General features: G+C 45.6%; 14 protein-coding genes. 6 read left to right on the top strand and 8 right to left on the bottom strand.

The genetic code is table 11. From position 1 onward, the window contains the following. Positions 1–46 precede the first annotated feature (46 nt). From KO501_RS02195 to KO501_RS02220, 6 genes are all read left to right on the top strand, one after another. The gene (locus tag KO501_RS02195) at positions 47–1,231 is read left to right on the top strand and encodes a D-alanyl-D-alanine carboxypeptidase family protein (RefSeq protein WP_216028003.1); all 1,185 of its coding nucleotides are present in this window, start codon (positions 47–49) and stop codon (positions 1,229–1,231) included. Positions 1,232–1,313: 82 nt separating this feature from the next. Then, positions 1,314–1,577, top strand: coding sequence for a DUF493 family protein YbeD (gene ybeD, locus KO501_RS02200; RefSeq protein WP_216028004.1), 264 nt, complete (start codon positions 1,314–1,316; stop codon positions 1,575–1,577). Then, positions 1,577–2,233 carry a lipoyl(octanoyl) transferase LipB gene (gene lipB, locus KO501_RS02205; protein ID WP_216028005.1) on the top strand — a complete coding sequence of 219 codons (657 nt, stop codon included), beginning with the start codon at positions 1,577–1,579 and terminating at the stop codon, positions 2,231–2,233. Before ybeD ends, lipB begins: the two co-directional genes overlap by 1 nt. Then, a complete protein-coding gene (gene lipA / locus KO501_RS02210; protein ID WP_216028006.1) occupies positions 2,226–3,188 on the top strand; it encodes a lipoyl synthase in 963 nt (320 codons plus the stop codon). The genes lipB and lipA overlap by 8 nt, the downstream gene beginning before the upstream one ends. 180 nt (positions 3,189–3,368) lie before the next feature. Then, entirely contained in the window at positions 3,369–4,376 is a 1,008-nt protein-coding gene (ansA, locus tag KO501_RS02215; protein WP_216028007.1) for an asparaginase, read from the top strand. Between the two features lie 15 nt (positions 4,377–4,391). After that, a complete protein-coding gene (locus tag KO501_RS02220; RefSeq protein ID WP_216028008.1) occupies positions 4,392–5,231 on the top strand; it encodes a DUF2797 domain-containing protein in 840 nt (279 codons plus the stop codon). 16 nt (positions 5,232–5,247) lie between these two features. Here the strand turns inward: KO501_RS02220 and KO501_RS02225 are convergent, their stop codons facing one another. From KO501_RS02225 to msrB, 8 genes are all read right to left on the bottom strand, one after another. After that, positions 5,248–5,466 (bottom strand): hypothetical protein, encoded by a 219-nt coding sequence (locus KO501_RS02225; RefSeq protein WP_216028009.1) that lies wholly within the window; start codon positions 5,464–5,466, stop codon positions 5,248–5,250. Then, positions 5,466–8,261, bottom strand: coding sequence for a DUF349 domain-containing protein (locus KO501_RS02230; RefSeq protein ID WP_216028010.1), 2,796 nt, complete (start codon positions 8,259–8,261; stop codon positions 5,466–5,468). The genes KO501_RS02225 and KO501_RS02230 overlap by 1 nt, the downstream gene beginning before the upstream one ends. After that, positions 8,251–8,541 (bottom strand): DUF1315 family protein, encoded by a 291-nt coding sequence (locus KO501_RS02235; protein WP_216028011.1) that lies wholly within the window; start codon positions 8,539–8,541, stop codon positions 8,251–8,253. Before KO501_RS02235 ends, KO501_RS02230 begins: the two co-directional genes overlap by 11 nt. Further along, positions 8,538–8,867 carry a hypothetical protein gene (locus tag KO501_RS02240; RefSeq protein ID WP_216028012.1) on the bottom strand — a complete coding sequence of 110 codons (330 nt, stop codon included), beginning with the start codon at positions 8,865–8,867 and terminating at the stop codon, positions 8,538–8,540. The genes KO501_RS02235 and KO501_RS02240 overlap by 4 nt, the downstream gene beginning before the upstream one ends. A 112-nt stretch (positions 8,868–8,979) precedes the next feature. Then, positions 8,980–10,644 (bottom strand): AGCS family amino acid carrier protein, encoded by a 1,665-nt coding sequence (locus tag KO501_RS02245; RefSeq protein WP_216028013.1) that lies wholly within the window; start codon positions 10,642–10,644, stop codon positions 8,980–8,982. Positions 10,645–10,686: 42 nt separating this feature from the next. Next, positions 10,687–11,814: a M14-type cytosolic carboxypeptidase gene (locus KO501_RS02250; RefSeq protein ID WP_216028014.1), complete on the bottom strand. Its 1,128-nt coding sequence runs from the start codon at positions 11,812–11,814 to the stop codon at positions 10,687–10,689. 164 nt (positions 11,815–11,978) lie between these two features. Further along, positions 11,979–13,424, bottom strand: a complete 1,446-nt coding sequence (locus KO501_RS02255) for a glyceraldehyde-3-phosphate dehydrogenase (RefSeq protein ID WP_216028187.1) — start codon at positions 13,422–13,424, stop codon at positions 11,979–11,981. A 524-nt stretch (positions 13,425–13,948) separates the two neighbouring features. Beyond that, positions 13,949–14,356 carry a peptide-methionine (R)-S-oxide reductase MsrB gene (gene msrB / locus KO501_RS02260; protein WP_216028015.1) on the bottom strand — a complete coding sequence of 136 codons (408 nt, stop codon included), beginning with the start codon at positions 14,354–14,356 and terminating at the stop codon, positions 13,949–13,951. Positions 14,357–14,361: the final 5 nt, after the last annotated feature.

The following is a 14,361-nucleotide window of genomic DNA, read 5'->3' on the forward strand; positions in this document are numbered from 1 at the left end:
AAAATTCCTTCTAGTTTGTTTTAAAAAATACGGTACCAATACTCCCATGTATAAAAATATAAAGTGCGCTAATCCGTCCGTCTTGCTATCCCTTATTTTATCGCTGTTTATTATCAGCTTGGCACCGGCTCGAGCCAACGTTGTTATTCCCCCTGCTCCAAGCGTTGCAGCCGAAGGTTTTGTGCTGATGGATAACGAAACCGGCCAGGTCATTGCTGAAAAAAATGCTGACATGCAATTGCCCCCTGCCAGTTTAACTAAAATGATGACCTCCTATGTCATTGGTAAAGAACTTGAAGCCGGTAACATCAGCATGGACGACATGGTCACCATCTCGGAAAATGCGTGGGCCAAGAATTTCCCCGATTCCTCGAAGATGTTTATCGAAGTGGGTACACAAGTTAAAGTTGAAGACCTTATCAAGGGGATCATCATTCAATCTGGTAACGATGCCTGCGTCGCCATGGCCGAACATATTGCTGGCTCTGAAAGCGCTTTTGCCAGTATGATGAATGCCCACGCACAAGCGTTAGGTATGACGTCTTCTCACTTTGTAAATAGCCATGGTTTACATGATCCAGACCATTACGTCACGCCTCGTGACATGGCGAAATTGGCCCAAGCGTTAGTGGCCGAAACCCCCGACATTTATGCTATTTACGGCGAGAAAGAATTTACCTATAACGGCATCAAGCAATATAACCGTAATAGCTTACTATGGGATCAAAGCCTGAACGTGGATGGTATCAAAACCGGTCACACTTCCGATGCGGGATACAGCCTGATCACCTCGGCAAAACAAGGTGATATGCGTTTAATTTCCGTGGTTATGGGTACCGACAGCGAGCGCGCCCGTAAAGAAGAAAACAAAAAGCTGTTGCGCTACGGTTTTCGTTTCTACGAAACGGTCACTCCCTACAAAGCCGGCGACAGCTTTGTTTCTCACCGCATTTACATGGGTGATAGAGAAACCGTAGATCTTGGAATTAATCAATCTACCCCCATTACTATTCCAAGAGGGCAAGCCGGTAAACTTGAAGCTAACTTTGAATTAGATAAAAAGCTTGAAGCTCCACTTGCCAAAGGCCAAGTTGTTGGCACCTTATATCTCCAGCTCGATGGTAGCGACGTGGCTCAATACCCACTCGTTGCCCTCCAGGAAGTCAATGAAGGCGGATTTTTCGACCGCATCGTCGATTACCTCATGCTGCAATTAGGCTGGGATGAATAAAGCCAACATATTTCACTAGTTCAGAAACGGCCAGATTGTTATAATCTGGCCGTTTTGTTTAGCTACATGTAAGGATATCTCCATGGATACCCGGTTTGATGAGTTACTGGATTTTCCCTGTTTTCAAACGTTCAAGGTAATGGGCATTGCCCATGACGATTTACCCTCTCACGTCATTGGCTGTCTGCAAGAACACGCGCCAGGTGATTACTCGCCTACAGTAAAGCCTAGCACCAAGGGTAATTACCACTCGGTGTCGGTTAGCGTACGTGTTACTAGCAAGACCCATATGGAAACCATATACAAAGAACTGGCGAAACTGGAATTGGTTCGGGTAGTCCTATAGTGGACGTGTTACACAATACGGTAATAGTACGGCAACTCCATCGCCAAGCTTATTCTCCGGTGTGGCAACGTATGCAGTCATTTACCGACAACCGTACGTCTGCAACCACAGATGAAATATGGTTAGTGGAACATGATCCGGTGTTTACCCAAGGTCAGGCCGGTAAAGCAGAACATATTCTGATGGCAGGAGACATCCCCATTGTCAATGTGGACCGCGGCGGCCAAGTCACCTATCACGGTCCAGGGCAACAGGTTATTTATTTGATGCTGGACATTCGACGCCGTAAAATTGGCGTACGCCAACTTGTTAGCGCCATGGAAGATGCCGTGGTTGCCTTACTGGCAGAGTATGATATTGACGCCTACCCTAAAAAAGATGCGCCAGGGGTTTACGTGAATGAACAAAAAATTTGTTCCTTAGGATTACGAATACGTCGTGGCTGCTCATTTCATGGTTTGGCATTAAATGTTAATATGGATCTCACGCCTTTTTCTCGAATTAACCCTTGTGGTTATGCCGGGTTAGAAATGACCGATACATCACGTCTGCACGGCCCTGAATCCCTATCTGAAACGGGCCCTGCTCTCACGCATCAACTGCTAAAAAATCTGAGCATTGAGCAGTCTATTTATAAAGAAGGTTTTGATGAGTAACGCACGTCCTAAAGCCGGAATAAAACTCCGGGATGATGAAAAAGTAAAACATATTCCTGTCACCATTGTTCCGACAGAGAAAGCCGAAATGTTGCGCAAGCCATCGTGGATAAAAATTAAGTTACCACGAACAACGGATCGTATCGATTCTATAAAGCAGACCTTACGGAAAAATAAATTACACTCGGTATGTGAAGAAGCTTCATGTCCGAACCTTGCTGAATGCTTTAATCATGGCACCGCGACGTTCATGATTTTAGGCGATATTTGTACCCGACGCTGTCCGTTTTGTGATGTCGCTCACGGTAAACCTTTACCCCCAAGTGCTGAAGAGCCGGAAAAACTGGCCCGTACCATCGCTGAAATGAAGCTTAACTATGTGGTTATCACCTCTGTGGATCGTGACGATTTGCGAGATGGTGGCGCTCAGCATTTTGTCGATTGTATTAACGCCATTCGAGAACATAGCCCAAGTACGACAATTGAAGTCTTGGTGCCAGACTTCCGTGGCCGCATGGACCGGGCATTAGAAATATTCAAACAAGGGGTGCCTGATGTGTTTAACCATAACCTTGAAACCATTCCTCGCTTGTATCGAGAATGTCGTCCAGGCGCCAACTACCAATGGTCATTAGATCTGCTTAAAAAATTCAAAGCTCAGCATCCTGAGGTCAAAACAAAATCGGGTTTGATGATGGGCATGGGTGAAGAAAACGAAGAGATCCAAGGGGTTCTGCGTGATTTACGTGCACATGGGGTAGATATGTTGACCTTAGGCCAGTATTTACAACCTTCTCGTCACCACTACCCAGTAAAACGCTATGTACATCCTGACGAATTTGATGCCCTTGGCGACTACGCAAAAGACATCGGCTTTGTTCATGCCGCATGCGGACCTATGGTGAGATCAAGCTATCATGCTGATCAACAAGCTGCCGGTAAAGAAGTTAAATAAATCCAGTCAATGATACCTCTAACGGGTTGATAGCCAGCCAAACAGGGCTAGTTATCAACCCGTTTTTTCTTCTCTCTACGTCCACGTCTCCATAAAATAAGATAACGCCCTCGGTATTAATCTCCTTGTGGATGACTTGCGTCACCAGGCTGTTACAATACGGCGCAAAAAGGAGCCCTCATGAAAAAGCATATTTATATCGCCTATACAGGTGGTACCATTGGCATGAAACCTTCAACTCAAGGGTATGTGCCCGCGCCTGGCTTTCTTGGGGATACACTGGCTAAGATGCCTGAATTTCATCGCGCCGAGATGCCTAATTTCACCCTTCATGAATATGACGATCTTATCGATTCTTCCGATATGGCACCTTCTCATTGGCAACTGATTGCCAATGACATTGCACAAAACTACAATAAGTATGACGGCTTTATTATTCTTCATGGCACAGACACCATGGCGTACACGGCGTCAGCGTTAAGCTTTATGCTTGAGAACTTGTCAAAGCCAGTGATAGTGACGGGATCTCAAATTCCCCTCGCAGAATTACGCTCTGATGGTCAGGTAAACCTATTAAATGCCTTATACGTGGCGGCTAACTATCCCATCGCCGAAGTCAGTTTATTTTTTAACAATCGCTTACTGCGAGGGAACCGCAGTCGCAAAGTGGATGCAGACGGCTTTAACGCCTTTGATTCCCCTAACTTTCCCCCATTGCTGGAAGCGGGAATCAACATTCGTTTGCGCGCTGGAGAACTCGCGCTTTCCAGCAATCTGCCGCTAACCGTCGCCACAGTAACGTCCCAACCCATCGGATTAGTCAGTCTTTATCCGGGTATTGCACCAGAAGTTATTAAAAATACGTTACAGCAACCAGTTAACGCGCTTATTTTACTAAGCTATGGCGTGGGTAACGCCCCGCAACAAAGCGCCCTTCTGGCCCAACTGAAATACGCAGAACAACGGGATATTGTGGTACTCAACTGTACTCAATGCCTACGGGGAAGAGTGAACATGGGCGGCTATGCCACCGGCAACAATTTAAAAGAAGCCGGTGTCTTGTCTGGTCGCGATATGACCCCTGAAGCGGCGTTAGCCAAATTACACTACCTGTTAAGTCAATCACTGAGTATTGATGAATTAAAAACCCAACTCATATCAAATTTGCGCGGCGAACTAAGCGCTTAGGAAAACAACACCACTATGACAGAACGAACAGGCGAATTACGTAAAATGCAGGTGAGTGCAGATGATACTCACCTAGTCCAGTATCACTTACCGCTAGGTAATGAACTCGTTCACATGAACGAACTTATTGGTCACACCATTACCGTCACCGCGTTAGGTGAAATTCGGTGTGTACATTGCGACAAAAAAACCAACAAGAGTTTTAACCAAGGTTATTGCTACCGCTGCCTTATCACCCTTGCCCAATGCGATAGTTGTATCATCAAGCCGGAAAAGTGTCATTACCACGAAGGCACATGCAGAGAGCCAGAATGGGGAGAAAAATACTGTTTTAGTGAACATTATGTGTATTTGGCCAATACCGGTAACTTAAAAATCGGTATCACCCGTCACATCAGTGAGACAGTATCTAGTCGGTGGATGGATCAGGGAGCAACCCAAGCATTAATATTTTTAAAGGTGAAAGATCGCCTTACCAGTGGACAGGTAGAAATGCTCTGTAAGGCGCATATTGGTGATAAAACAAACTGGCGCACCATGTTAAAAGGCAAGCCTGAGGAGCAAGATTTACTGAGTGTGAAAAAGGCACTGCTAGACGACATCGCGGCGCCTCTTGCCCAGCTCCAAGCGTCCCAAGGGGAGGATGCCGTATCGTTCGTGGATAGCCGCCCCGTTGATATCACGTTTCCTGTACTCCAGTACCCTGAAAAAGTTAAGTCGATAAACTTAGACAAAACCCCTTCATTTAGCGGTCGTTTGTTGGGTATTAAAGGGCAATATTTGTTACTCGATGATGACCGAGTTATTAACATTAGAAAATATGCCGGTTATCAGGCGACACTTAGTGTGGACTAAGGGCGCCTCGATACATTTAACGACATTCTTCGCCGTACATCTCTCGGGCAAGATCATCTAGGCGAGCTGCGGTGTCATCAAAACCGCTATTGGCATACCGATAGCGGATAACAACATGACTTGCACTTCGCCCCCGTTTCACCCGAATATCTTCGGCATCAAAATACTTTACCGTATTAAGAAAACGGTATGCCACCGGTTCGGAAGGAAACACATATTCAATTTGCACTTGCATCAGTGTAATGCCACTAACAGAGCCGGTTGCGACTTCACTTCATCTAAAACCACATTCAGCCGAGCAACCTCATCTTGGGAAGGTTGGCCATAGGCTAACCACGCGGATAAGCCTTCAGATAGAGTTAGCGCCTCGCCACGTTCCATTTTATCGCTTAACATGGCCAGTTGTACCTGCTGCCTGCTACCCGCTTCAGCTTGTGGGCTAGGTAAACCAGTAAGAATTTCTAACACAGTTGCATACCAACTTCGTGTTCGATTTTCATCCGGTTTACCGACGCGAATGATTTGCTGCCAGTTTTTGCCTATTTCCCGCCATTGCGATATAGACTCAACCTCATTGTTGTCTACCCATGCGCTGATAAGTTGCTGCAACTGGGAAAGTTGTTGTTGTTTACTCGCTTGCTTTTGGTTTTCCTTGCCATTAGCAACCGCCAATCGCAGTTTAGCGATGCGTTTTTCTAATCCTGAACGTTTTGCTTTGGGCAAGGCTTCCATTTTCGTGACAACGTCTAAGATCACCGTTTCCACATCCATGGCGTTATTATTTACCTCAATCGCATCAAGCTTGGCTATAAGTGCCTGAACCTGTTCATCATCTTGTTGCTGTTCGGCTTGTCGGCGAGACTTTAAACCGTCAAATATGGCATCATTGGTTTCTTTAAACACCTGCCATAGTTTTGTTTCATAGCGTCGCCCTGCATTGCCAATCTTTTTCCAGGCTTGCTGCAATTGTTTCGCTTGGGTGCCTTTGTCTTCGCTATCCTGGTTTTCTAATAACGCTTTTGCCTGTTTAATGATAGCTTGTTTTTGTTCCCGGTTTTTCCCATACCATTGGTTAATGCATTCTTGTATTGGCGTTAATGTATTTAACCATTGGATTTTAAGTTCCTCGTACTGGCTTTTATCCACCGCCCCGGCATCTCGCCACTGCACTTTCAATTTTTCGACTTGCTTGGCCAGGGCACCAAGATCATCAACCTCAGTATCTAACGAACCGAGCGTTGCAATAAGGGCTTCCCGATGACGTACGTTTTGTTCACGTACTTTTTCCTGCTCAGCATAAAAGGCTCGGCAAGGTGCAAATGCTTGTTCAAGTGCCTCATCGAAAGCCACGTCTTGTTCATCTTTATCCATCCCCGCAGAAAGGGACTGCCATTGCTGACGCAGCAACTTAATTGTTTCACTTCGTTGGGCGATATCAGCGGCGGGTTCTGCCGCTAGGGTTTGCGCCTGGTTAAGCAGTGCAGGTTTGCGCGGCGCCGCCAAATAGCTCTGCCAACCTTCAAGATGGGAAATGTCGTCTTTGATTTGCGCAAATCGACGCTCGAGTTTTCCTTGGCCCACCTCATCCATTTCGTTATACAGGCTTTCTAAGTCGCGAAAACGCCCCATTGCGCTACGAAAACGCCCCTTATCAAGCAAACTGGTGATAATGGACAGGAGTCGACGACAAGCTTTTAGCGACTGTTCCCGTTTGGCATCCGTTGCATGATTAAGGCTTTTAACTTGCTTTTCCACCCGATTCCAGCGCTTTTTCCAATCCGTAGGCAAGGTATCAAGCAGCGATGTATCGTTACGCCATTGCTGTTTTATTGAAGTGAAGGCCTGGACAATATCAGCCTCGGCATTGGCTTCAATTTTTGCACCTAATGCTTCCGCTTCAACCAAGAAATGGTGCACACGCTTACCAATTTGTTGCTGGGCTGAGAACCGCTCAAGGCGAGAAGCCAGTGCTAAAATGGCGGTCTTTAACGTCGTGTAGTGTTGAGCACTCACCGAGGTTTCAAATTGAGGTAAATGATCTTCAAGTTCACGTACCTGGTCGTTGATCCCTTCAACCTCAGCCAATGTTGCCTCGCACAGGCGTTCTTGATACAACCAAGACACTTTTTCCTGCGCGCTTTGGCATTTTTGTTGAGCTTCGCTGTACTGGGCATGCAGCCGTTGTTTGGCTTGCTGAGCGTCCCATTTTTCTTTTACTTGATCACAATGGCCATGGGCTTTCTGCATCAAGCGATGATATTTTTCTTCAAAGGCAAGCTTTTTATCCGCTGACAAGACAGGGAAATCTTGTTGCAACAGGTTAAATTGAGCTTCATATTCGGCAATACGTGCAGCGACATCTTGATAGTCAAGTTTACTGGTTACCGCCTGTAATTTAGACAACAACAAGGTGGTGTCTTTTTCCACTTCAATGGGCTTTTCTTTTTTCAGCTTTAATTCAACCAAGCGGTTTTCCAGCTGTGTTTTTACCCCTGCCTCATTGGTTTTTTTAAGTAACCGATTCAGCACAGCTTCGTCGGACTCATTGGCTATAATATGAGCTTGTATTGCGGGAGAAGCGAAATTAACAAAGTATTGTTGCGTAAAGTCCCCCTTCGCCGCCTTTTCTAGCAAGGTAAGAATAACGTCATCGGCGAGACTTTTTGCCACCGGGCTTTGTAGAATTTTTCTAACCAGTTCCACCGGCGCTTGTTTTACCAAATATTCACTCAGCTCATGGAGTGGAATTTGATCGTTATGGTTATTCAATAATGCATTTTCTACATACTGATTCGCTTTACGACGCAATTGGGCATCTTTGGCTATTTGCGACATTTTTAACCATAGCGCAAAGGAATCGAGCTTTTCTAACGCGGCGATACTCACTGACGCACTTTCGTCATTAAACGCCAACTCGTGTAATACCGATTTTTCGTTGCCTTTATCCGGAGATAGGTTAGCAATGGCTAAAATACGCTTTTGCGGATCACGATGTGAATACGCAGGGGAAAATATACGACTAAATATCATCCTGTTTAAACCGGGCTATACTGTTAGTGTCCTGTTCCGGATTCAATGCTTCGCGGAACTCTCTTTTACTCTTATGCACAATCTCACCTTTATCATTTACGGTCATGTGCTCAGAGGACTTCTCGATTTTGGACTGATAAAGTAAAACAGCCTGCATAGAGCTTTCTCGCTGTTCTTCAGACAGCACTGTACCGTCGGGCCATTTTCCCGTTTCTACTGCTTGACGCAAACGGGCATAAACCGTTGGTGTCATCGCCGCTAATAACGCATCTATATTCATGATGAAAATCGTTTAATAATGACAAGTCTGACTCGGTTGACAACATACCACAAAAAGCCGATTACCGTGGCGATAATAGCGAGGTTATGTTGCAACTCACCAGGCTGGGTGCCGCCCCAATACATAAAACCAAAACCGGTGACAAAAAGCAGTACCGCTAGCAACGAATGGTTCTGAATGCGGTGTTTCTTTTTATACATATTTAAATTTTGCTTACGCAATATATCCTCTGATGACGCATCGCCAACCTTGAACTGACAATGAGGACATTCTTGTGATTTATCAGAGATTTTCTTATTACATGCTGGACAATCAGTAAGTGCCATTGTGGCTCCTGTTGTTCGAGTGATCATTCAAGACCATGGATTAAATAATAAAAAAGGACACATCAGTGTCCTTTTAAAGGCTCGACGTGACTTGTCCGTCAAGCCCTGCCCACTACTTTTCGTTGCGGACTTTTTCCCAGTATTCATTCACGGTTTGTTTCATTTCTTTACTGAGCATGACTATACCAAACAGATTCGGTAGTGTCATAACCACGATAGCCACAGCGGATAACGCCCACACTAGCGTAGTATCGCTAAACGATGCCCAGACGAACCCAGCAACATAGATAACGCGATACGGCATCACTGAGCGGGGACCTAATAAGTAGGTCATCGCTCTATCACCATAATAAGACCACGCAATTGCCGTTGAGAACGCAAATAGCATTAAACCGATAGAAACAATATATTGTCCATAATTGCCAAAATAACCGCGATTAAAAGCAATGGTAGTAAGTGCCGCTGAATGCACCAACGACTTACCTTCAATCACCAGATTATCTTTAACCGGCTTACCATCTTTGATCTGTAACGTACCGGTAAAGGGATCCTCTCCACTAAGAGAATAGGACACATCTTCGGCAACGGAGCGGGAGTTAATTAAGGTAAACCCTTTACTTACCGCCGTCCCGTTGACCACCGACACTGAACCGGTATAGGGCACAACGTCACTGTCACTAAAACCATTTAAATATTTGTACAGTGCGTCTCTATCGGTACTGTTGGTGTCATCGAATTGACCTTGGACAAAATACATATCTGAACGGTCAAAAACATTTTCATGCTTTTCTTTCCATACCCCAGAAGACAATATCACTAGCCCGGTTACCGTACAGATAAGAATGGTATCAATGAAAGGTTCGAGTAACGACACCATGCCCTCAGACGCAGGTTCGCTGGTTTTGGCGGCTGCGTGAGCAATAGGTGCAGACCCCTGACCGGCTTCATTTGAAAATAAACCTCGGTTAACACCGCGGTTAAACGCATAGGCTAACGACGCCCCTAAGAAGCCGCCTGCTGCCGCAGAACCGGAAAATGCATCGCCAATAACCGCAGCAAACGATGGCCCGATATTTTCGATATTGGCAAAGATTACCGCCAGTGCGCCAATCAGATAAATAATGGCCATGATGGGCACGACTTTGGCTGTGAACGCGGCAATACGTTGGATACCGCCTAAGATAACCAAAGCCAGTAAAATACCTAAAACACTACCGACAATAATAGGATCGATACCAAAAGTAGCTTCAAGACTTTGGGCAATACCGTTACTTTGCGGCAGGTTACCCGTACCAAAAGAACTGATCACCGTTGCAATGGCAAAGGCCACGGCCAACCATTTCATGTTTAACCGGCGATCCATGTAATACATGGGGCCACCAGCCATGGTGCCATCTTCCGTTTTGACACGGTACTTATGCGACAAGGTCACTTCGACAAATTTGGTGGTCATCCCCAAAAACGCGGTGGCCCACATCCAGAACAAAGCGGCGGGACCACCAAGAAAGATTGCGAATGCCACACCACTGATATTACCCGTTCCTACGGTACCCGATAACGCGGTGGTTAAGGCTCTAAAATGGGTCGTATCTCCTTCTTCCCCTTCTTTATCGTATTTCCCCGTTACCACCAACCACGCATGTTTGAAAAAACGGATTTGTGGAAATTTAAGATAAACAGTAAAAAATAAACCCACTCCAAGTAACACGAACGGAAACCACCCCGCTCCCCCTAGCATGCCATCAAGTGACACCAGAAAATTATATAAGCCTTCCAAACTCCAATCCCCTCAACATATTGTTGTTATTTTATCTTGTTTTTAGCGTAGTGATGACACTACAGCACGAACGGCAATCAGTAAATCCTCACCGAGCTGGCGACAACGCTGAACAGACCAGCCGTACACCGGATCGGGTAGATTTTTATTATCTTTAAACGGCATCTCAAGGGTATAAGCCAAACAAGCAAACTGGTGACCTACGGCATTAGACGCCACCGTTAGATTTGCTTGGTTAGGCTTGTCCTTCGGATAGCCATATTGATCTTGAAATTCTGGCGTTGCATTAAGCAATGCCGCTTTAAACGTTTCTTCTAATTGTTTTAATCGCTCATCATAACCAGGAATGCCTTCACTGCCAGCCACGAAATTGTACGGTAAGGCTTCGTCACCATGGAGATCAAGGTACATATCCACGCCAATCTCTTTCATCGCATTAAGAACATACAACACTTCTGGGCTTTTTTCTGCACTTGGCGCCGCCCATTCACGATTAAGATTTGTTCCCACTGCATTGGTGCGCAGATGACCTCGGGCTGCCCCATCAGGATTCATATTAGGAATAATATAAAACACTGCGTCATCGAGTAACTGCCGGGCTAATCCGTCTTCTTCATCTAACAACCGATACAGTAAACCTTCAGCACACCATTGTGCCATGGTCTCGCCAGGATGCTGGCGTGCGGTGATCCAGATTTTTTTCTTTTCGGGTAATGGCTCACCAATCACCAACATATTGAGATCGCGACCATCTAATGTCTGCCCCAATAAATGGTGCTCACATAGCAATGACATTTGCGCATCACCGATGAGATCTAAATGGCGCTCATAGCTATAGGGAATAAAGTATGCAAAGTACACCGCAGGCTGTTCAAGGGTTAATGCAAAACGCAAATTATCGCCATCAAAGGTACTGGCAACACGAAACCAGGTTTTGCGGTCATATGATGCAAGAACATTATACTCTTCCCAGCCTTGTGGGTAGGCGGATTTAGCTAAATCAGTGAGGGTAATTTGATAGGTGGTGAAAGCGTCGCCATACAAGCGAAAATGGAACCACTGATAAAAATCTGACTGATTATCTTTGTTGATACTCAGGGTAATATTGTCAGGAGAGGTCGCGTCGATAACAGTAATGTTGCCGCTGTCGAACTGACTCGATATATGCATTTTTCTGCCGTGCCTTATGTATTTTTGCCGTGTAATTTATCATAGACCAGAGCAGAAATACCATGTTTACCGATGACAGGGGGGATCAAGTGGATGAGAAACATACATAAAACGAAAAATCCGGTGCAGAGACCTGCACCGGGAAAACGCCTGCGATAAAATTGCTATGCAGGTAACGTTGGGAACGTGATCCCTGCCATATCACGGACGACTCGCATAACCTGGCAACTGTAGCCAAATTCGTTATCGTACCAAACGTACAAGGTAAGGCGATTATCGGCAACAATGGTCGCCTGAGAATCCACCACACTGGCTGCTCGCGAACCCACTAAATCAGTAGAAACAATTTCTTTGCTGGCGGTGTAATCAATTTGATGTTGCAAGGATGAAAACAGCGCGGTATCACGCAAAAATTCATTCACGGCCAACTTGTCAGTACCTTTCGCTAAATTTAAATTAAGGATAGCTAAGGAAACGTTAGGCGTTGGTACCCGTATGGCATTCCCCGTCAGTTTACCCGCTAATTTAGGGTACGCTTTTGCCACAGCTTTAGCCGCGCCAGTTTCGGTGATCACCATGTTAAGCGGTGCACTACGCCCCCGGCGGTCTGCTTTATGGTAGTTGTCGATAAGGTTTTGATCATTGGTAAAGCTATGTACTGTCTCAACATGGCCCGACTCAATACCGTACTCTTCATCCAACGCCTTTAAGACCGGAGTGATGGCATTGGTGGTACAACTAGCGGCAGAAAGAATGGTATCACTAGGTAGAATGTCATCATTGTTAACGCCATACACCACGTTCTTGATCTCACCTTTACCAGGGGCTGTCAGCAAAGCTTTGCTGGCACCCTTTGCTTTAAGGTGTAAACCCAAGCCTTCGGTGTCTCGCCACATACCGGTATTATCAACAATAATAGCGTTATCAATACCATACTGGGTATAGTCTACTTCATCAGGACTGTTAGCATAGATGACTTGAATATAAGATCCGTTTGCTTTTATTGCTTGTCGTTCGTGATCCACAGTGATACTGCCGTTGAACGGGCCATGAACTGAATCCCGTCTTAATAGGCTGGCGCGTTTTTCCAGATCGCCGTCTTTACCGCCACGTACTACCACCGCCCGTAAACGTAATTTATTGGCTTTGCCTTGTCGCTCGATCATAAGACGAGCGAGTAACCGACCAATACGACCGAACCCATAAAGCACCACGTCTTGCGGTGCTTGACCGTCATCTTTGTCCACCACCGAGGCTAAGGTTTCACGTAAATAAGCCGTCAAATCGGTTTTATCTACGGCGCTTCCGTAATGAAAATCAAAGGCCAATTTGCCGATGTCTATTTGCGTCGGCGCAAGTGACATGGTCGTCAGGGCTTCTAGAATTGGGTAGCTTTCACGCAGGCGAAGTTTTATTCCCTCATGCAAACGTACCTTGCGGTGCGCTTTCACTATGTCAATAACACTGGCCCCAAGAAGAGAGCGTCCATAAACTGAGATTTCTACCGAATGATTACGATAAAGCTTGCCTATTAATGGCAGCATCATCTCGGCGTACTCCTGACGTTCCTGCCAGCTATCTTGCAATTCCTGTTCAAACTGTTGATTCATGCCTTTGCCTTCGTCGACTAAAAGTTTTTGTTCAACCACGCAGTCATTAAAAATGTGTAGGGTACACGAGTTAAGAAAACGTGCGTTCTGCATGGACCGCCCCATTCTATGTAAAGGGAGGATGAAGGCCAAACTGTTGAAAAATTTCATTTTTAGCCACTTTCATGGCAAAGCATGACATTCTTTAGTAATTTTCCAACAAAGGGGGTAGAAATGCGCAACTTCCAAGCCTTGTTCTCACTTACGCACGGTACCAGACAGGGATGATTTAAGAAGATAACGCAGATGATGCCCTGTTCGCGTTAACGAAAACTAGGCGCTTGCAGAGAACTAGACAGTGAGAAGATTTTCATTCAGCAAGGTTTCTTTCTCTATTTTGACGACGACGACCTGTTTACCCACTTTGTAAGCAACTTTCACAAAATAGAGGAAGATTGTGGGTAAACACGGTAAACGCCCATAAAAAAACACCACGGGCTAGCCTCGTGGTGTTTATTTTTTAACCAGATGTGAAACTCTTATCCCTACCCTGGGGTGATCTCATTATCGTCATCTTTAAACGACATAGACAGGGAATTCACACAATACCGTTGTCCGGTATCTGTGGGACCATCATTAAAAACATGACCAAGATGGGCATCACAGGATTTGCAATATATCTCCACCCGCTTCATGCCAAAGGTATTGTCTTCCCGATAACCCACATTGTTGTGAGCGGTTTGGGCATCAAAAGCGGGCCAACCACATCCCGCATCAAATTTTGCATCTGAGGTGAACAACACACACCCGCAACATTTGCACAGATACTCTCCGTTCCGTCGCTCATTGAGCAAAGCGCCTGAGAATGGCGACTCCGTACCCGCACGGCGCGTGACTCGATATTCTTCATCCGATAAAGAAGCTTTCCAATCTGTATCTGCAAAGTTACCCATTGTGC

It is taken from the genome of Alteromonas sp. C1M14 (assembly GCF_018860965.1).
In the GTDB taxonomy this organism is placed as follows: Bacteria; Pseudomonadota; Gammaproteobacteria; order Enterobacterales; family Alteromonadaceae; genus Alteromonas.

Bases quoted from the DNA above. Each gene is read 5' to 3' on its own strand.
- KO501_RS02195 (WP_216028003.1), top strand. From the start codon at position 47: ATGTATAAAAATATAAAGTGCGCTAATCCGTCCGTCTTGCTATCCCTT.
- ybeD (WP_216028004.1), top strand. From the start codon at position 1,314: ATGGATACCCGGTTTGATGAGTTACTGGATTTTCCCTGTTTTCAAACG.
- lipA (WP_216028006.1), top strand. From the start codon at position 2,226: ATGAGTAACGCACGTCCTAAAGCCGGAATAAAACTCCGGGATGATGAA.
- ansA (WP_216028007.1), top strand. From the start codon at position 3,369: ATGAAAAAGCATATTTATATCGCCTATACAGGTGGTACCATTGGCATG.
- KO501_RS02220 (WP_216028008.1), top strand. From the start codon at position 4,392: ATGACAGAACGAACAGGCGAATTACGTAAAATGCAGGTGAGTGCAGAT.
- KO501_RS02225 (WP_216028009.1), bottom strand. From the start codon at position 5,466: ATGCAAGTGCAAATTGAATATGTGTTTCCTTCCGAACCGGTGGCATAC.
- KO501_RS02230 (WP_216028010.1), bottom strand. From the start codon at position 8,261: ATGATATTTAGTCGTATATTTTCCCCTGCGTATTCACATCGTGATCCG.
- KO501_RS02235 (WP_216028011.1), bottom strand. From the start codon at position 8,541: ATGAATATAGATGCGTTATTAGCGGCGATGACACCAACGGTTTATGCC.
- KO501_RS02240 (WP_216028012.1), bottom strand. From the start codon at position 8,867: ATGGCACTTACTGATTGTCCAGCATGTAATAAGAAAATCTCTGATAAA.
- KO501_RS02250 (WP_216028014.1), bottom strand. From the start codon at position 11,814: ATGCATATATCGAGTCAGTTCGACAGCGGCAACATTACTGTTATCGAC.
- KO501_RS02255 (WP_216028187.1), bottom strand. From the start codon at position 13,424: ATGAATCAACAGTTTGAACAGGAATTGCAAGATAGCTGGCAGGAACGT.
- msrB (WP_216028015.1), bottom strand. From the start codon at position 14,356: ATGGGTAACTTTGCAGATACAGATTGGAAAGCTTCTTTATCGGATGAA.